This window comes from Paenibacillus sp. LHD-38 (assembly GCF_031157315.1).
Lineage (GTDB): Bacteria > Bacillota > Bacilli > Paenibacillales > Paenibacillaceae > Pristimantibacillus.
In genome coordinates this window covers 46,699-64,834 of sequence record NZ_JAVIFU010000004.1, presented here as the reverse complement: position 1 = coordinate 64,834, position 18,136 = coordinate 46,699, and the positions used below count along the sequence as shown (strand labels likewise).

Sequence of the window (18,136 nt, the reverse complement as noted above, 5' to 3'; positions counted from 1 at the left end):
GGTTGCACCCTCTGGACACCCGCAACTGGACTAACGTCCGTGTAGCGGTGGCGCTTGCTTGCTGCGTTTGAGGGGGATCGCTTTCGTCCCTGGGGGACACGCTTACTTTGGGTTGTAGGGATTGATTACTTACTTACTTACTTACTTACTTACTTACTTATTTGCTTGCTTGCTTGCTTGCTTAATCTTACTTGATTACATATAAGGGATAGCTTTATTCTTCGCGGTTTGAGTTACCTCAACGCCACACTCCACTACACAACACAACACAACACAACACAACACTACAGTACAGCTCACTACACAACACTACACTTCGCTTAACCTTCTTGGTTTGCAATAACAGGAATTTCTCCTGCTAATTCAGCCTATTGTGCTCCATTTAAGCATTTAGAAGGAAATACTCCATCTAATTTGGAGCTTGTCCGGCATTTTTCCCTATATGTGAGCATTTAGATGGAGAAATTCCTGTTAAACAACCGTCAACCCACGCTCGGAAAGAATTAACAGGAATTTATCCTGCTAATTACTCCTTAGAAGCGTCAGCATAACAAAAGAGCTGTACCACCGATAAGCGTTGGCGAGAATTTAATACGGTCATGCAAGAAACGGGTTGCGTTCCTGCATGACACGTTTATTTTGGGATTCTATGGATTGGTTACCCTATTGGTTTTCTGTCAGTGTCGTTGGAGCATACCCGCGAGTTTATTATGCCAGTCAAGCTATGCCAGCCAATATAAGTAAGCTTTAGTCTTATTGTGCCGCTTCGCCTGTGAAATCAATACGCTGCTTGTCGGCATGGCGTGAAAGAGCCAGCGCAATCAAGCTATCCAATAGTTCTTTATATGGAATACCGGTTTCCTTCCACATGAGCGGATACATGCTGAAAGGTGTAAAGCCCGGCAAGGTGTTCACTTCGTTAATAAAAATCTGGTTATCGCTTTTGCGAAGGAAAAAATCTACGCGTGACAAACCGGAGCCGTCGATCGCTTGGAATGCGCGAACCGCCATTTCTCGGATGGATTCCGTAACTTCTGGTGACAAAATAGCCGGAATTTGCATCGTCGATTTTCCGTCGATATATTTAGCCTTATAGTCATAGAACTCGTTAGACGGCGCAATTTCACCCGGTACGGATGCTTTGGCGTCATCGTTGCCTAATACGCTTACTTCGATTTCCCGCGCATCAACAAATTCCTCCACGATTACCTTACGGTCAAAACGCAGCGCGTAGTTTACCGCCGAAATGAGCTCTTCGCGGTTTTTGGCTTTGGATACGCCGACGCTGGAGCCAAGGTTAGCCGGTTTGATGAAGCATGGGTAGCCGAGCGAAACCTCGCATTCCATAATAAAGAAGGAAGCGTCTCTTTCCCATTGCGTCCGGTTGAAGTAGCGGAAAATGCATTGCGGCAAGCCTTCTTGCGCAAATACTTTTTTCATCAGAATCTTGTCCATCCCAACGGCAGAGGCGAGAACGCCCGCTCCTACGTATGGAATGTTCGCCATTTCGAACAGTCCTTGAATCGTTCCGTCCTCACCAAACGTCCCGTGCAGCAGCGGGAACACGACATCAATGCGCGGTTCCTCGCCTGCAGCGGACGAGCCGGCATTTAAACCTTCAAATAATGGAGCTAAAGCGAAGCCCGTTTGTGCCTCGCCCGCTGCAAAACGCAGCTCCTCTACCGTATTCGGACGGGCATACAGAACAGCTCCCGTTTTCCACTCGCCTTGCTTTGTAATATAGAAAGGTTTGATTTCATATTTACTATAGTCGAATTCACCCATAACCGCGTAAGCCGTTTGCAGAGACACCTCATGCTCTCCCGATTTCCCCCCGTAAACTAAACCTACTCGAACCTTGCTCCCCATGGCATATCCTCCGGTACAATAATTTATAATAGATCAGCAATATGAAAAAAACGATATTTCGTTTGTTCCGTCCATGCATAGGAATCACGATAATCCCAATAGCGATGCCTGCTGGAAACGGTGTTGGCATTCACTAGCGGCATTCCGAATGAATCAAAGGCAGTCACGATTGTGCTGTGCTGAAAGCGCTGATCGCCGTTCCAGTCATAGGTAATGACATCACCCAGCTGCAGCTCATCGGCAGATTGCACAACCTCCGCACGCATGCCGGAAGTCTTCGAACCGGTCAAATAATTGGTTAATGCATTGGATACCGCCCAGCTGTAGCTCCACCATTCGCTGCCTTTGTTTCGGCCTTTATACCACCAGCCCGTTTCTCTCTTACCAGTATAGTTCATCGGGGCATTGCCTGCAAAGATGCACTGAGACACGTAATGGGTACAATTCACCTCAAAAAGCTCATAAGCCGGGTTCCCTTCGTTCCACCAACGATCCGCATACGCCGCAACCAAATCTCTCCTGTAACGAATACCCGAGGGACGGTGTTTGAATTGCTGTAATAGGTCATAATTTAAGTATGGTGTTGACGGTGACGATAGATCGCCAAATAGCTCCGAATGATCATCGACGGTCATCCAGTTGTCAGTTGCTGTGCCAAACCGCGGCCTGCGTTCCGAAATAATCGGCTCCACTCGCAGGATATCCCAGGCACCGCCTGACAACCCTAACCAGAGACGTTCAAATTCGGATCTTTCCTCCATGTAAAACCGACCTGACTGTTCCATCCTTCTTTTAATATGGAGCCGGACAAGCACAGAAACTTCGTTCGCCGAATCATTAACGCGAATGAGCTCAGCTTTTGTTTCGCTGCCTGCCGGAAGCGCTCCTCTGAGCAAATCACGCTCTCTAAGACGCTCAAGCCTGCAGCGGAGACGCTCGCAATGTTCGGTATCGGTTACGTAATCGGTCAACACGGCTGCGTGCTGATTAGCTTCGGCTTGGTTGTACAAGCTCACATAACGATGGACTGCTGATTTCCAGCCCTGCAGTTTCCCCTGCTGGATTTGCTGATCATAATCAGAGGAACGCAAAAGTGAGTTAAGCTTTGATGCTTGCTGTTTAACAGACTTAATTTCTTGATTCGCCCGTTCCCGGATCTGCGGTGCATGATCGCTCGGCTTTGCTTGTCGTTCCGCTTGCAACCCGGAAGGGGGCTGCTGCTTCAAGATAGCATGCGTCGCAGCCTTCTGCTGAACATTACGCGGAGAGGCGGCCTGTTTGGACGTTGCTTGCGTTTTCTTCTGACCAGTCGTTCCTTGTCCCTGGTTACCTGTTCGCGGCATAACAATCCTCCTTGACCTTGTCGTGACTGCAAGCTTATCGCAGATTAACTGCTTCATTATATGAAGCCGCCTTCCGTTTCATGTAACATTCGTAAAGTTGTGTTTTCAAGCGATCTACAGGCGTGGATAGACATAATTGGACTTTACGGAAGGACTATTTTAGCGATATACTATAGATATAGCGATTTTGAAATTGTGTTTCACAGAATGAAACACAAACTACATTCAAAGAGGAGAATGACGATGGCTACACAAAATCATTATTCGGTTCGCACAACGCTGGACGCTGGTGGCAAGTCTTACGCTTACTACCGTCTGGGCGGACTTGAAGAACAAGGACTAGGCGATATCTCGAAATTGCCTTTTTCCATTAAAGTATTGCTTGAGGCGGCTGTTCGCCAATTTGACGGACGCGCCATTACTTCCGAGCATGTAAAGCAGCTGGCAACTTGGGCTGACGGACGCGAAGATAAAGAAATTCCTTTCATTCCTGCTCGTATCGTTTTGCAGGATTTCACGGGTGTGCCTGTTGTCGTTGACCTCGCGGCAATGCGCGATACTGTAAAAAAAGCAGGCGGAGATCCGAAGAAGATCAACCCGCTCGTTCCCGTTGACCTTGTAATCGACCACTCTATCATGGTTGACGCATTTGGTTCGCCGCAAGCACTTGAATACAACACAAAGGTTGAATTCGAGCGTAACGAAGAGCGTTACCGTTTCCTTCGCTGGGCACAAACGGCATTCGATAACTTCCGCGCGGTTCCGCCGGGCACAGGTATCGTTCATCAAGTAAACCTGGAGTACCTGGCATCTGTTGCAGCTACAAAAACAATCGACGGCGAAACTGTCGTATTCCCTGATTCCCTCGTTGGTACGGATTCGCATACAACGATGATCAACGGACTTGGCGTAGTGGGCTGGGGCGTTGGCGGTATCGAGGCTGAGGCTGGTATGCTTGGTCAACCTCTATACTTCGTAATGCCTGAAGTTATCGGCTTTAAATTGACAGGCAAGCTGGCAGAAGGCTCTACAGCGACTGACCTTGCGCTTACTGTTACTCAAATTTTGCGTAAAAAAGGCGTAGTCGGCAAATTTGTCGAGTTCTTCGGCCCTGGCTTGTCGAACATCAGCCTTGCTGACCGTGCAACGGTTGCCAACATGGCACCGGAATACGGCGCGACAATCGGCTTCTTCCCTGTCGATGACGAAACTCTTGCTTATTTGAAACAAACGGGCCGCAATGATGACCTTATCGAGCTTGTTGGCTCTTACTATAAAGCGCAAGATATGTTCCGTACGGATGCTACTCCGGATCCGGTATTTACGGATGTTGTTGAGCTTGACCTTTCGACAATCGTTCCTTCCCTTGCAGGACCTAAGCGTCCACAAGACCGTGTTGAGCTAACGGCAATGAAGGATTCCTTTAACGACATCATCCGCACGCCGATTGACAAAGGCGGCTACGGACTCTCCGATGAGAAAATCGAGCAGTTCGTTACGGTTAAACACAATGACGGCCAAGTGAGCAAAATGGGCACTGGCGCAGTCGTAATTGCCGCAATTACAAGCTGCACGAACACGTCTAACCCAAGCGTAATGGTTGGTGCCGGACTTGTGGCTAAAAAAGCAGTTGCCCTTGGACTTAAAAAACCTGCTTACGTAAAAAGCTCCCTGACGCCGGGTTCGCTCGTTGTTACGGAATATTTGACAAAAGCAAACCTAATCGAGCCGCTAGAAGCGCTTGGATTCCATGTAGCGGGTTATGGCTGCGCGACTTGTATCGGTAACTCCGGTCCGCTTCCAGACGAAGTAAGCAAAGCGATCGCTGACAACGATATGACGGTTTCCGCTGTTCTTTCCGGTAACCGTAACTTCGAAGGCCGCGTTCATGCGCAAGTAAAAGCGAACTACCTGGCTTCTCCGCCGCTTGTTATCGCTTATGCGCTTGCCGGAACGACAAACATCGATTTGACAACAGAACCAATCGGTTACTCAGAAGACAACAAACCGGTATTCCTCAAAGATATCTGGCCTACGTCAAAAGAAATCAACGACGCGATGACTGCTGCGCTTAACCCGCAAATGTTCCGCGACAAATACGAGAACGTATTTACGCAAAACGAACGTTGGAATGCCATTTCGGTTCCTAAGGGCGAAAGCTACGAGTGGGATAATAAATCGACTTATATCCAAAACCCGCCGTTCTTCGAAAACCTTGGCCCTGATCTGTCCGACATTGAAGATATTCATTCCGCAAGCGTGCTTGCGCTTATGGGCGATTCCGTTACAACGGATCACATCTCTCCTGCCGGTAACATTACCGTTAACAGCCCGGGCGGCCAATACTTGATTGAAAATGGCGTTAAACGCGAAGACTTCAACTCGTACGGCTCCCGCCGTGGTAACCACGAAGTGATGATGCGCGGTACGTTCGCGAACATTCGTATTCGTAACCAAGTGGCTCCAGGCACAGAAGGCGGCGTAACTACTTACCTGCCTACGGATGAAGTGATGTCGATCTACGATGCATCGATGAAATACCAAAAAGACGGCAAAAACCTTGTCGTTCTAGCCGGTAAAGAATACGGTACTGGCAGCTCCCGTGACTGGGCGGCAAAAGGTACAATGCTTCTTGGCGTTAAAGCCGTAATCGCAGAAAGCTTTGAGCGTATTCACCGCTCCAATCTGGTTGGCATGGGCGTATTGCCACTGCAATTCCCAGAAGGTCAAGGCTGGAAGACGCTTAACATTACTGGTCGTGAAACGTTTGACATCGTTGGCTTGTCCAATGACGTTACGCCAGGCTCGCAAGTTACGGTAACCGCTACTCGCGAAGACGGCACGACTTTCGATTTCCCTGCAATCGTACGTCTGGACTCTGTCGTTGACGTAGACTACTACCGCAACGGCGGTATCCTTCAAACGGTACTTCGCCAAATGATCGCTAACATGTAATCATCGGAGCACAAGCGTAAGCTGTGCAGCCGCAAGCGTAAACGGCTGACGCCGTCCTTGGCGGCAAAAGCTCGTTTCGCGGTGAAATATAAGCAACGTATAAGGTTGAATTTTATACTTTCTTATATTTTAAGAAAAAGGCATCGCCCAAGCAGAACTAACTGCTTAGGCGGATGCCTTTTTTCTGAAATTGCTTCGTTCACAAGCGTAAACGGCAGGCGCAAATTTTTACTTTCTAATATTTTAACAAAAGCAGCAGGTCCGAGGTTCGCCTCAGTCCTGCTGCTTTTTATTGTTTTGGCTATAAAATCATGATGCCCATCCGTTTAGCGGACTCCATCATCACAGGCGCGTATTCTCTCATCGTCTGCATGGTTAGCCTGCTTGCAGGCCCCGATACGGATAATGCCGCGATCAGCTTGCCTGTCCGGTTAAATATCGGCGCGGACAGCGCGGCAGCTCCCGGCTCGCGTTCCTCGAAGCTTGTTGCGTATCCTTGTAAGCAAATCTCTTCCAGCTGCTGCTTGTACTGGTCTAGATCAATGGAATATAGCCATGACGGATCGCCAAAAATACTTTCCTGCACCATCGGGTCGGAATAGGCGATCAGCACCTTACTCGAAGCGCCTGCATAAAGCGGCAGCCTCACGCCTACCGGCGCTACCCGCCGCACAGGCTGATTGCTTTGAACGGCTTGCATGCGAATCCGCTCGGAGCCGTCCCTTACATATATGCTAACTGTTTCTCCCAGCTGGTCGCGCAGCCGCTCCATCTCGGGCAGCCATATCGTTGCTTGGTCGTCTGAACGCGATAAATTGGCGGACAGCTCCCACATCTTTAATCCTAAATGATAACGGTCCGTTGAGCGGTCCCGCTCGATGAACCCCTTCTCCTCGAGCGTAGCGAGCATCCGATGCACCGTGCTTTTGTGCAGGCCGACATGATCTGCAATTTCCGTCATCGCCCAGTCCGTTTTTGAAATAAAGCACAGCAATATATCAAGCGCGCGATCCACTGCCCGCACCGTCGATTTTCCATCTTCCATGCAGCCGCACCTCCCACATTCTTATCATTCCAAAAAGTTTCATCCAATGAAACCGATTCTCATTCAGTATAACTCATCGCTTCCAATAAGGTAAAGAAGAGTTCTTTACATTACAGTAACATTACAGATGATTAACAATACCTCGACATCGATTGACAGGCTTATAGGACCGGACTACGATGAAAGTACTAGAAATAAAAAGCGCTTACAACCATTGGAAAAACGAGTCCAATAGACGTTTGCTTACAGAGGGAGGACAACGACATGAGCACGACCATTATGACACCATTGCCGCTTGAAGGCGGGTTTCCGCAAAGCCTTCAACCCTTCCCGCTGGGAGATTCCGATAATCCTTTCCTGCTGCGTAAAACCAGAAGCCGAGGCAAACATCTGCTGGTTGCTTCGGTCGCATCCCTTACGGCGATGTGTCTGCTTGCTGTTATTATTTTTCATGGCTATGTCGCTTGGATGCTTGCTTATCCTTACGTTGCTCCGCTTTCCTCTAATCCACAAGCGGCTATTGGCCTAGATTACGAAGATGTCATTTTCCCGAGTAAAAGCGGAAACACGACAGTCAGCGGCTGGTTTATCCCTGCTGATACCGATGCCATCGAGTCTGCTCCCTCAGCGCGGACGGTTGTGTTCAGCCATGGCTATGGCGCTAATCGCGAAGAATCATGGGTCCCGATGTATGAGCTGTCCAAGCTGCTGCACGGGCTGAATTATAATATATTGTTGTTTGATTACGGCTACGCCTCCAAAGAATATAAGGCGCCGGCTACTGGAGGACTTGAGGAATCGCAGCAGCTGCTTGCTGCCGTAGACTATGCCAAATCCCGCGGTGCCGAGGATATCGTCGTTTGGGGCTTCTCCATGGGTGCGGGAACAGCTTTGCAGGCTGCCTTGCAGACCGATGAGATTGATGCCATGATACTCGACAGCTTGTTCATTCCAAGTTCAGAGGCCTTGTTCGACAACTTGAATCAGTTTGTTTCCTTACCGCAATTTTCGCTGCCGCTTATCGAAACCATGATTCCGTTGTGGACAGGGACGAGCTTTGGCTCCATTCCGGCAAGCGAAGTCATATCCAATGTCTACGATATTCCGATGTTCATTATTCACGGCACAAACGATGTAAAAGCGCCTTACGAAACGGCTGAAGCGATTGCTGATGGACAAGGCAATGTCCTCTCCCGCTCCTGGATCGTGCAGGATGGCAAGCATGAGCTGCTGTTTCAAGTTCATCCGAGTGAATACATTCAGAGAGCCGCTCTATTTCTCAGCCAAGTCGACCAACAGCTCCAAGCAGAGCGAATATAATCAACAAGCACGACATAAGCCCGTTTCACAACGAATACATCTAACATAGATGCACTTGTTGCGACAAAGGAGGCGATGGTCGTGCTTTTTGTTTACGGAACGCTCATGCCCGTTCGCGTGATCGAGTTGATTCGTCATTGGAAGCTGCAGGAAAAAGAACATGCGGCTGTTATATTGCAAGCTTCCCCCGAAATGGAGCGTCAATATGTCCAGCTGCTCCAATCCTGGGAGCCCGTCTTCACGCAAACCGCCCACTATACGAATCAATGGTTGGAAGAATGGCTGCCTTACCCCACTCGTTTGCCTTCTTATGTGGAGCAAACGGTCGAAGCGCTTGTTGATGCTGCGCTGGAGCAGTCACGCACTTATGTGGACCAGCTGTCGCAGCTTATCGAGCGGACCGCTTCCATTTCTTCTCCCATCACAAAGACCGTCATCCTCCATTCCATCAGAGAATCGAATTACTATATCGGTTTAATGAGCGCTTACCGCCAGGCTGTGAACAGCCCTGGCAACAGCGAGCAGCGCGCTCCGCTCCAGCAAGTGCCGATAGGCGGGCATACGCTGCCTCCGCTGCCTTATCCATATGATGCGCTGGAGCCTTACATTGATGAGCAGACCATGCGGATACATCATGATATCCATCATCAATCCTATGTCGATGGCTTAAATAAAGCAGAGCTCCAGCTGCAAGAGGCGCGTGATACCGGCAGCTTTGATCTCGTGAAGCACTGGGAGCGAGAGCTTGCCTTTAACGGCGCAGGACATTATTTGCATACGCTGTTCTGGAGCGTTCTCTCGCCTTATGGCGGCGAAGAGCCTATCGGTCTGCTAAGTCAGCAGATCCGAAACGATTTTGGCAGCTTCACTGCCTTTAAGAAACAGTTTAGCGAAGCGGCCGTGAAGGTAGAAGGCGGCGGCTGGGCCATTCTCGTATGGGGCCCGCGCAGCAGGCGGCTTGAAATTTTGACGGCTGAGAAGCATCAAAACCTATCGCAATGGGATGTTATTCCGCTGCTTCCGCTCGACGTTTGGGAGCATGCCTATTATTTGAAGCATCAGAGCAGACGGGCGGACTATGTACAGGACTGGTGGAACGTGGTTATTTGGCCGTTTGTGAATGAACGGTTCGAGGAAGCACGCAAGCTCGTGTGGGCGCCATTCTAATTGACTGTACAAGCGTATATCGCTGTCGCCGTCTTTTGGCAACGAAAAAAGTCGTTTCGCGGAGATCTATAAGCGGATTTTTAATTGAAAACTTATAAACTCTGATCTATTAAAAAAAGTCGGACAGGAGGTTTCCCTTGTCCGACTTTCTACCGAGCATACCGGCTTATTGCTTCAATAATGTAAGAAACTCAGAACGAAGCGCTGAACTGGTGCGGAATTCGCCTCTTACGGCGGAGGTCACCGTCTTGCTGCCCGGCTTCTTCACACCGCGTGCGCACATGCATAAATGTTCGCCTTCGACAACGACCATCACGCCATGAGGCTCCAGCTCCTCAGCAAGAATATCTGCGATTTGCGATGTAATCCGCTCTTGTACCTGCAGTCGGCGTGTAACCGCCTCTACGAGTCTTGCAAGCTTGCTAAGCCCCGCGATTTTGCCGCTTGGGATATAACCGATATGCGCTTTCCCGAAGAACGGCGCCATATGATGCTCGCATTGGCTGTAATAAACAATGTCCTTCACGATAACGAGCTCCTCATGCTGCTCGTCAAACGTGACACCGAGCACCTCTCTCGGATCAACCTCGTAGCCTGCAAAAATTTCTTCGTACATGCGAGTTACGCGTGCAGGCGTTTCCAGCAGTCCTTCACGCTCTACATCTTCACCAACCAGCTTCAAAATTTCTCTTATATGATGTTCAATCTGCTCCCGGTTGCTCGTTACACTCGAATTGACGTAGTCTTTCCTACCCGCCATTTCTGAACTCTCCTTCCGGCTCCGCCTCGGGCTTATGTTTATCTGCGAGGCATTTTTTGATTTTTCATCATGTGCTGCGCTTTTTGCATTTGTTGTTTATTCAGGTTATAGCCCATTTGCTTAGCCATTTTCTGAATCATTTCCGGATCGTTTTGCATTTTCTCAAGCTGCTTCCGCAGATAGAATACGCCAACAAAAAAGCCCCCTACAGCTCCTGCTAGTAATGTTACGATTGGCACTACAATGTTTACCCAAGACATACCTGTCACCCGACCCTTTCTAAATCTCCTGCTGTGTATAATGTTCCCATGATAGCATGTTCGTCCCGTGTTCGCAATGAACGGTTTACCGCCCCGCGCAACCTTTTTGTGACAGCTTATATCGCTTGTCTCATGCTCTCTTCTCTAAGTCTAGCAGCGCTATTTTTATCGGCAAGCCGCCGCCATACCCGATCATTTGCCCGCTTGCGCCTATAACGCGGTGGCAGGGCACAATAATGGATAACGGATTGCGGTTATTCGCCCCGCCAACAGCACGCATCGCGCCTGGCTGGCCCAGCATAACGGCAATATCCTTATAGGTTCGCGTTTCCCCATATGGGATTTGCTGCAAGGCTGCCCACACTTTCTGCTGAAACGGCGTGCCGTACATTTGAACAGGGAGCTCGAACTGTTGAAGCTGTCCGTCAAAATAAAGCTTGAGCTGCCTATCCGCTTCCTTCAGCTGAGGATGGGCGGACGACTCGATGAGCGGAATTTCCGCGGCATGCGGACCAATATGACGTGCCGCCCACTGCTGAAGGCTATCCGAGACCGCATCATATGGAGCGAAATCTAAATGGCATAAGCCTTTATCGCTCGCCGTCAGCGTCATTGTCCCGATAGGTGAATCAATCAGAGCCGCATATAGCTGTTCAATCATTTGTTCCACCTGCTTCCGTATTCTGCCCATCGAAGTTAGCCGCGCGATTGATTTGTTCGAGCGCATTCGCAATCGCCTGCTGCGCTTCCTCATCGCTTTCTTTGTCTGCAGCCGCAAGCAATGCCGTCCTTGCTTGCTCGCCGCCAATACGCGCAAGCGACCAAGCAGCCGTCCCGCGCAGTACCGGCCGCGTATCCTGCTCAAGCACGCGAATCAGATCCGGCACGGCGCCCGCCTCCTTGAAGTTTCCAAGCGCGATGACCGCGTTGCGCTGAATCGGCTTCTTTCCGCGCCATGCCGAGGAGGTGCGCCCGTACCTTGCTTGAAACTCTTTGTTCCCGATTGTCAGCAGGGGAACCAGTAATGGCTTCACAAGCTCCATATCGGGCTGCAGCTCCTGCTGATGCGTCCAGTTTTTGCCCCGGTTAACCGGACATACGGTCTGGCATGTATCGCAGCCGTAAAGCCGATTACCGATTTTGCGCATAAACTCATCCGTTAGCATACCTTTAGTCTGCGTAACGAAAGAGATGCAGCGGCTGGAATTCAATTGACCAGGCCCAACCAGCGCATCAGTCGGACAAGCATCAATACATTTTGTGCAGCTCCCGCAGCTCTCGGTAACCGGCTCATCCGGCGTAAACGGCAGGTTGGTGATCATCTCGCCAAGGTAAATCCATGATCCTAGCTCAGGCGATATGATGGAGCAGTTTTTCGCGCTCCAGCCAATGCCTGCGCGCTCTGCCACGGCCCTATCCGACAAAGCGCCCGTATCTACCATGCTTTCTACTCGCAGCTCGGGCACCCGCTCCCTCAGCCAAGCCTCCAGCTTAGCTAATCGGTCACGCAATACCTTATGGTAATCGTCCCCCCAAGCCGAGCGGGACATAATGCCCCGTCTTGCCCCCGGCTCCGATTTTGGCGGGTCCTTCAGCTTCGCGGGATACGCCACCGCAATCGCGATGATCGACTGGGGATTATCGAATAATAGCGCTGGATTCGTCCGCTTCTCGATATCCGGCTCTTCGAAGCCGGATTCCCGTCCGAGCTCGCGATGCTTCAGCAAAATTTGCTTTAAGGATACGAACGGATCTGCGGAGGCGATTCCAATTTTATCTATGCCAAGGCTCTGTGCAGCCTCTTTCATCTCTGCCTTCAGCTTTTCCCATCTGTCTGTCATTCGCTATAACCTTTTTATTGCTTCACGAGCAAGCTCGTCACAGCGATTATTCCATTCATTGTCGCTATGGCCTTTTACCTTTACGTATTCTACTTTGTGCTTTTTCATGAGTTCCCAAAGCGCTTTCCACAGCTCTTGGTTCTCCACCGGCTCCTTCTTGCTGTTCTTCCATCCATTACGCAGCCAGCCGTTAATCCAGCCCTTCTGAAAGCAATTGACAACATACGCGGAATCGCTATATACCTTTACCTGACATGGCTCCTTCAACAGACTCAGACCCTCGATTACCGCCTGAATTTCCATGCGGTTATTCGTCGTGTGCTTCTCGCCGCCTGAGATTTCCTTCTGGTGAACGCCAAAAAAGAGCACCGCTCCCCAGCCGCCCGGTCCCGGGTTGCCGGAGCAGGCTCCGTCCGTATAGATCATAACGTCCTTCATTGTCGAATCCTCCTTAAAGCGCTCTTATCTCTTTGTAAGGCCATAAAATAAACTCGGCTCTGCCCCGAATCAGCTTTTCCGGAACCGCATGGAACGACCTGCTGTCAAGGCTCGCTCTCGCGTGACGGTTATCCCCCATGACAAAATAATGTCCTTCGTTAATGACCTCCGGTCCGTAGCTCATATCTTCTATGAGAGAATCCGTGTACGGCTCGTCCACCAGCTTGCCGTTTCGGTACAAGTGCTGATCATGAACCTCGATACGATCGCCCGGCAGGCCGACTATTCTTTTGACAAGAAACTTCTTCTCGCCTATACCACTGCCAGGTTCCTTCAAAATAACCACATCGCCGACTTTCGGCTTGCCAACTATATATATAATCTTGTTAACGAACAGCCACTCGTGCTCCGTTAAGGTCGGCTCCATGGAATGACCTTCGACTTTGGAGAGGTTAAAAACAAAAAAATGCAAAAGCAGCACCACGGCAAAAGCAAGCACGAATGTTTTGATCCAGTCCAGCAGCTCAACAAGCCAGATCGGACGATTGCTTGCGGCAGCAGTCAGCAACGGTTCAGCCTCATTCCCTGCGTTGTTATTCTCAAGCTTATGGTTCGGATCTATCTGGCTCATTTCTCCACCTCATCGCTGCGCTTCAGCCAAGCCTCGTAATAAGTCGTCACTAACTGATCATGGAAAGGAGTATGCCCTTGATCGATACGGAGCAATAGCGCCGCAAGACCCTCCTGCACCTTGTCGTCGACCATTTTCGGATAATGGTAGGCCGCTTTATGCATCTCATACTCATCTTGATCGACAACGAACCTTTCGCCTTCTACCGTACGGATGACATCCAAATCATAATCGATATAGGTGAGCACATCCCCTTGCAAATAAGGCGGTGAGGCAATATTACAGTAATAGCGCACGCCTCCCTCTTCTAATAAAGCAACAACGTTGAACCACTGCCCAGGTATAAAAAAGGAGACTGCGGGAACGCGGCTAACCCATATCTTACCGTCTGACTCTTGAATCGGCGTTTGGCTGTTTATGAGCACCTTTATCCCTTCCGTTTTATGCTCGCTCGCAAGCAGCTCTTCGGGAACAAGCCAATTCTGCTGCCATGTACGGTGAATGTGACCGTTATGTTTGAAGCTTTTGATGACACAGTGCCGATATGGTTCCATCCCGTTCTCCTTATAAAAGTATATAGTAATAAGAAAAGCATATCTCACCGCCAAAAGCAATGGCGATGCAGATATGCCCTGCGTACAACATACATGCAGTAAAGTTCGCGTTAACCGGCTACAATGCTCAGTTTCTGAAATGATCTGATAAAATCGTTGGCAACGTACCCCATCGATTCATACAGCGGCAAAACCGGCTCATTGTGCTCGTCCGCGGTAATTAGTATCTTTGTAACATGGCGCTGTTCGAAACGCTGGCGCAATGCCTGGATGAGCGTTTTACCGATTCCTTTCCGTTGGTGGAGAGGAGAGACGGCAATTCGATAATAATAACCTTTGTTATTATCAATCGTACCGATAATCATTCCCACAATTTCGGAATTTTCGACAGCGACTAGAACTAAATCACTATCCCATGACAACTGGCGGGCAAAAGCTTCCATCGTTTGTTCGTAGCACTCTTCGGTAAGAACATCCTCAAGCAGTGCTGTAATTGGTCGGTAATCGGACAACTGGAAGGAACGAACATTCATTTAAATTACACCTTCTATACCATGTCATAGTACTGCATTTAGAATATATTACGACAAAATTTAACGAAATCCTGCTTGTATCTTTAATATTCCTTAAAAAAATTAAACAAATCATCGATTATCTCTTGAAAACGCTTTATATTAAGCGCTTACACTCATTTAATCGTTTTTTTTGTTAATGAAGCCCTTCCATACTCCTAGTTCGTATAATTTCGATAGGACGGAGATACCCTATTGCAGTGTAAAAGGATTTATAAGTTTTCGCTTATAAATGTTCTTCTATATCGCCACATAGCGACTGCTTTCGCAGCAGAGGACGGCGGCGGCACTCGCCTCAAAATTAAGTTAGGTTTGCCCCTTTGCCTCCTTTCGACTTTTGAAACAATAATGTTGATTTATTCGATCGGATAAGGGATAATGGACTTGGATAACTACATATAATTAGGAGGCTGTAAAAAAATGGCACATCAACTACCAGCTTTGCCTTACGCGCACAACGCACTTGAGCCGCATATCGATGCGACAACAATGGAAATTCACCACGGCCGTCACCATAATGCTTACGTGACAAACCTTAACGTTGCATTGGAGTCTGCTCCAGAATTGCAAAGCAAATCGATCGACGAATTGATCGCTGACCTTGCAAGCGTTCCTGAAGGTATCCGTACTGCTGTTCGCAACAATGGCGGCGGACACGCAAACCACAGCTTGTTCTGGGAAACAATCGCTCCAAACGCTGGCGGAGCACCAACTGGCGCTCTTGCAGCAGCAATCGAAAGCGAGCTTGGCGGCTTTGAAGCTTTCAAAGCAGACTTCGCAAAAGCTGCAACAACTCGTTTCGGCAGCGGCTGGGCATTCCTTGCAGTGGCTAACGGCAAATTGAAAGTATACAGCTTGCCTAACCAAGACAGCCCGATCATGGAAGGCGAAACGCCAATCCTTGGTCTTGATGTATGGGAGCACGCTTACTACCTGAACTACCAAAACAAACGCCCTGATTATATCGCAGCGTTCTGGAACGTAGTAAACTGGGATGAAGTTAGCAAACGTTACGAAGCAGCTGTAAAATAATAGGTTATAAGTACGGCGCTTGCCTCATTTATGGGGCGGCGCCGTTTTTGCGTCTTAAGGCACGATTTATTTCATCCTCCTGCATCAGTACACCGGATAGGCATCTGCCGCATACGATACATAAGGATAGATGCCTAATCTGTTTCGTAAAGGAGTATGAGTGCTTGCATGGATTATACTTACAATAACGAGCAACAATTTTACGCGAATGCGCGGCAAGCGGTTCAAGCAGGCAGTGACTGCGGCTGTGGCGGACCGCGTACCATCATGCCACCGCCTCCGCCTGGCGGCTTCGGACCGGGCGGACCGGGTGGACCAGGGATGTTCCCTCCTGGACCAGGGCTGTTCCCTCCCGGACCAGGGCCGTTCCCTCCCGGACCAGGGCCGTTCCCTCCCGGATCAGGGCCGTTCCCTCCCGGACCAGGGCCGTTCCCTCCCGGACCAGGGCCGTTCCCTCCCGGACCAGGGCCGTTCCCTCCCGGACCAGGGCCGTTCCCTCCCGGACCAGGGCCGTTCCCTCCTGGACCAGGACCGTTTCCTCCTGGACCAGGGCCGTTCCCTCCCGGACCAGGGCCGTTTCCTCCTGGACCAGGGCCGTTCCCTCCTGGACCAGGGCCGTTCCCTCCTGGACCCGGACCGTTCCCTCCTGGACCAGGGCCGTTTCCTCCTGGACCCGGGCCGTTCCCTCCTGGACCATGGCCGTTCCCGTTTCCGTTCCCTTTTCCATTCCCGATTCCTTTCCCGTTCCCTCCAGGGCCGCAAAATACGGTTACGGTTGTCATTAACGGCGGAAGGACGTTCCCTAACGTTACGCAAGCCTACCGTGTGCGTTTCCGTCCCGGCTTGACGATCTATCAAGCGCTTGCGGAAACAGGCGTCGTGCGCTTTAATTTTAGAGGCCAAATCATTTCCGTCAGCGGCGTTCCGATCGGCGGCAATATCAGCTATCAGCTTCAGCTTAACGGACGCGTCATTCCTGCATCGCTGCTTAACTTCCCGGTTCAACGAAATGACTCCGTCGCTCTTCAGCTTATTTATAATCCTTTTCAACGCGAGGATGAAGCCGATGAATTCATAGAAGAAACGGAAACCTCCGACTCTGCGATTGAATACTAAAACAAAAAAGCAATCCGATCACAAAAAAGAGCTAGAGAAAGCCGTCCCCCCTGGACGATTTTTTCTAGCTCTTTCTTTTTTATGAGCTTCAACGTAACCTGCACAGCCTTTATTTTATGGCTTTGCCTTTACCATTAATCAGCTTTAATTGGTCGTTTTCATAGCCTACCTCGTAGGTTACCTGATACTTGCTTAACACATATTTCCCGTCAACACGCTCGTCTACAGAAATAACAGCGATAACCGTTGCCCTATCTTCTTTGCTGTCCTTCACATGCATATCATCGATAACGACATTTAGCGTCCCTAAATAGCCTTCACGGAATTTCTCGTAGCTGGTTCCTTCCTTCCAATTGCCTCCGAGCAGCGAGTAAGCATAAACGTAATCCGCGTTATTTAGACTGTCATAGAAATGCGTTACCAGATATCCGGCGAACTCTTCTACCTCAGCATCTTCCTCTAGACTGGCAGACCCGTCGGCAATCTCCAGCTCAGGCAGCTCTTTCATCGGCTCTTCTGACCAGTCTTCCGCAATCTCGATAACGTTCGAAATCGGAATACTGAAGCCGATCGAGCCTTGCTCATAGCCCGCCGAGTTAATGCCGAGCACGGCGCCAGACGTCTGATCGACAAGCGGTCCTCCGCTGTTGCCAGGCGCAATCGGCGCCGAAATTTGATACAAATCGGAATATAAATACGGTTCGATCTCGAAGCTTCTGCCTATGCCGCTGATGATGCCGGTCGTAACCGTATTTTGAAAGCCGAGCGGACTGCCTACAGCCAGCACCTCATCGCCGACCTCCGCTTTCCCGTCACGCACCACCTGCAGCGGCTCGGTGCCAGCCAAGGCTTCGACTCGGACGACGGCGATATCCGTCTCCGTGCTGATGCCGATAACCTCGCCGTCCAGCTCGCGTGCGTCGGCCGTTTTAATTTTCACCTTTTTGGCGCCTGCGACAACATGCGCATTCGTGATCAGATCACCTTCTTTATTATAAAGAAAGCCGGAGCCTTGGGAGCCGTCCTCCGTTTCAATCATGACGACCAGCTTCTGCGTTTCAAAAATAATATCCTTCAGTGTCTTCTTCTTTCCGATTTCCGCAACGGCTAACAGCGGCTTCCCCTGCAGCTTGCCGGGCATCTCGGAATGAATGGCTAACGCGGCAGCCATTCCTCCACAAGCAATAAGGGTGGATGCGATGGCGCTGATCCATGCTCGTTTACTCATCTCAT

General features: G+C 49.9%; 17 protein-coding genes. 5 read left to right on the top strand and 12 right to left on the bottom strand.

The genetic code is table 11. The features are described from left to right. Positions 1–753: 753 nt before the first annotated feature. Positions 754–1,869, bottom strand: a complete 1,116-nt coding sequence (locus RCO25_RS04915; RefSeq protein WP_308995019.1) for a D-alanine--D-alanine ligase — start codon at positions 1,867–1,869, stop codon at positions 754–756. Between the two features lie 23 nt (positions 1,870–1,892). Then, the gene (locus RCO25_RS04910) at positions 1,893–3,212 is read right to left on the bottom strand and encodes an amidase domain-containing protein (protein WP_308995018.1); all 1,320 of its coding nucleotides are present in this window, start codon (positions 3,210–3,212) and stop codon (positions 1,893–1,895) included. Between the two features lie 243 nt (positions 3,213–3,455). Here RCO25_RS04910 and acnA point away from each other — a divergent pair, with 243 nt between their 5' ends. Beyond that, positions 3,456–6,167 carry an aconitate hydratase AcnA gene (gene acnA, locus RCO25_RS04905; protein WP_308995017.1) on the top strand — a complete coding sequence of 904 codons (2,712 nt, stop codon included), beginning with the start codon at positions 3,456–3,458 and terminating at the stop codon, positions 6,165–6,167. 301 nt (positions 6,168–6,468) lie between these two features. Here acnA and RCO25_RS04900 read toward each other — a convergent pair whose 3' ends face one another. After that, the gene (locus RCO25_RS04900) at positions 6,469–7,212 is read right to left on the bottom strand and encodes an IclR family transcriptional regulator (RefSeq protein WP_308995016.1); all 744 of its coding nucleotides are present in this window, start codon (positions 7,210–7,212) and stop codon (positions 6,469–6,471) included. 264 nt (positions 7,213–7,476) lie between these two features. Between RCO25_RS04900 and RCO25_RS04895 the strand changes: the two genes are divergently transcribed. Together RCO25_RS04895 and RCO25_RS04890 are read left to right on the top strand one after the other, a co-directional pair. After that, positions 7,477–8,532, top strand: a complete 1,056-nt coding sequence (locus tag RCO25_RS04895) for an alpha/beta hydrolase (RefSeq protein ID WP_308995015.1) — start codon at positions 7,477–7,479, stop codon at positions 8,530–8,532. Between the two features lie 81 nt (positions 8,533–8,613). Further along, positions 8,614–9,699 carry a Fe-Mn family superoxide dismutase gene (locus RCO25_RS04890; protein ID WP_308995014.1) on the top strand — a complete coding sequence of 362 codons (1,086 nt, stop codon included), beginning with the start codon at positions 8,614–8,616 and terminating at the stop codon, positions 9,697–9,699. Between the two features lie 166 nt (positions 9,700–9,865). Here RCO25_RS04890 and folE read toward each other — a convergent pair whose 3' ends face one another. The 8 genes from folE to RCO25_RS04850 all read right to left on the bottom strand — a co-directional run bounded on the left by folE (position 9,866) and on the right by RCO25_RS04850 (position 14,716). Beyond that, complete coding sequence (gene folE, locus RCO25_RS04885) at positions 9,866–10,459, bottom strand: GTP cyclohydrolase I FolE (RefSeq protein WP_308995013.1); 594 nt, start codon at positions 10,457–10,459, stop codon at positions 9,866–9,868. 38 nt (positions 10,460–10,497) lie between these two features. After that, positions 10,498–10,719, bottom strand: coding sequence for a YneF family protein (locus RCO25_RS04880; protein ID WP_169085972.1), 222 nt, complete (start codon positions 10,717–10,719; stop codon positions 10,498–10,500). Positions 10,720–10,849: 130 nt separating this feature from the next. Further along, positions 10,850–11,380, bottom strand: coding sequence for a methylated-DNA--[protein]-cysteine S-methyltransferase (locus RCO25_RS04875; protein WP_308995012.1), 531 nt, complete (start codon positions 11,378–11,380; stop codon positions 10,850–10,852). Beyond that, positions 11,373–12,560, bottom strand: a complete 1,188-nt coding sequence (gene queG / locus RCO25_RS04870; RefSeq protein WP_308995011.1) for a tRNA epoxyqueuosine(34) reductase QueG — start codon at positions 12,558–12,560, stop codon at positions 11,373–11,375. Before queG ends, RCO25_RS04875 begins: the two co-directional genes overlap by 8 nt. 3 nt (positions 12,561–12,563) lie before the next feature. Beyond that, on the bottom strand, positions 12,564–12,998 hold the full coding sequence (gene rnhA, locus RCO25_RS04865; RefSeq protein ID WP_308995010.1) for a ribonuclease HI: 435 nt from the start codon (positions 12,996–12,998) through the stop codon (positions 12,564–12,566). A 13-nt stretch (positions 12,999–13,011) separates the two neighbouring features. Further along, entirely contained in the window at positions 13,012–13,629 is a 618-nt protein-coding gene (lepB, locus tag RCO25_RS04860; protein WP_308995009.1) for a signal peptidase I, read from the bottom strand. Beyond that, a complete protein-coding gene (locus RCO25_RS04855; RefSeq protein WP_308995008.1) occupies positions 13,626–14,183 on the bottom strand; it encodes a DUF402 domain-containing protein in 558 nt (185 codons plus the stop codon). Before RCO25_RS04855 ends, lepB begins: the two co-directional genes overlap by 4 nt. A gap of 110 nt (positions 14,184–14,293) precedes the next feature. Then, a complete protein-coding gene (locus RCO25_RS04850) occupies positions 14,294–14,716 on the bottom strand; it encodes a GNAT family N-acetyltransferase (RefSeq protein ID WP_308995007.1) in 423 nt (140 codons plus the stop codon). Positions 14,717–15,175: 459 nt separating this feature from the next. Between RCO25_RS04850 and RCO25_RS04845 the strand changes: the two genes are divergently transcribed. Both RCO25_RS04845 and RCO25_RS04840 read left to right on the top strand, forming a co-directional pair. Continuing rightward, positions 15,176–15,787: a superoxide dismutase gene (locus RCO25_RS04845; protein ID WP_308995006.1), complete on the top strand. Its 612-nt coding sequence runs from the start codon at positions 15,176–15,178 to the stop codon at positions 15,785–15,787. Between the two features lie 168 nt (positions 15,788–15,955). Further along, positions 15,956–16,903 carry a hypothetical protein gene (locus RCO25_RS04840; RefSeq protein WP_308995005.1) on the top strand — a complete coding sequence of 316 codons (948 nt, stop codon included), beginning with the start codon at positions 15,956–15,958 and terminating at the stop codon, positions 16,901–16,903. 109 nt (positions 16,904–17,012) lie between these two features. Here RCO25_RS04840 and RCO25_RS04835 read toward each other — a convergent pair whose 3' ends face one another. Next, on the bottom strand, positions 17,013–18,131 hold the full coding sequence (locus RCO25_RS04835) for a S1C family serine protease (RefSeq protein ID WP_308995004.1): 1,119 nt from the start codon (positions 18,129–18,131) through the stop codon (positions 17,013–17,015). Positions 18,132–18,136: the final 5 nt, after the last annotated feature.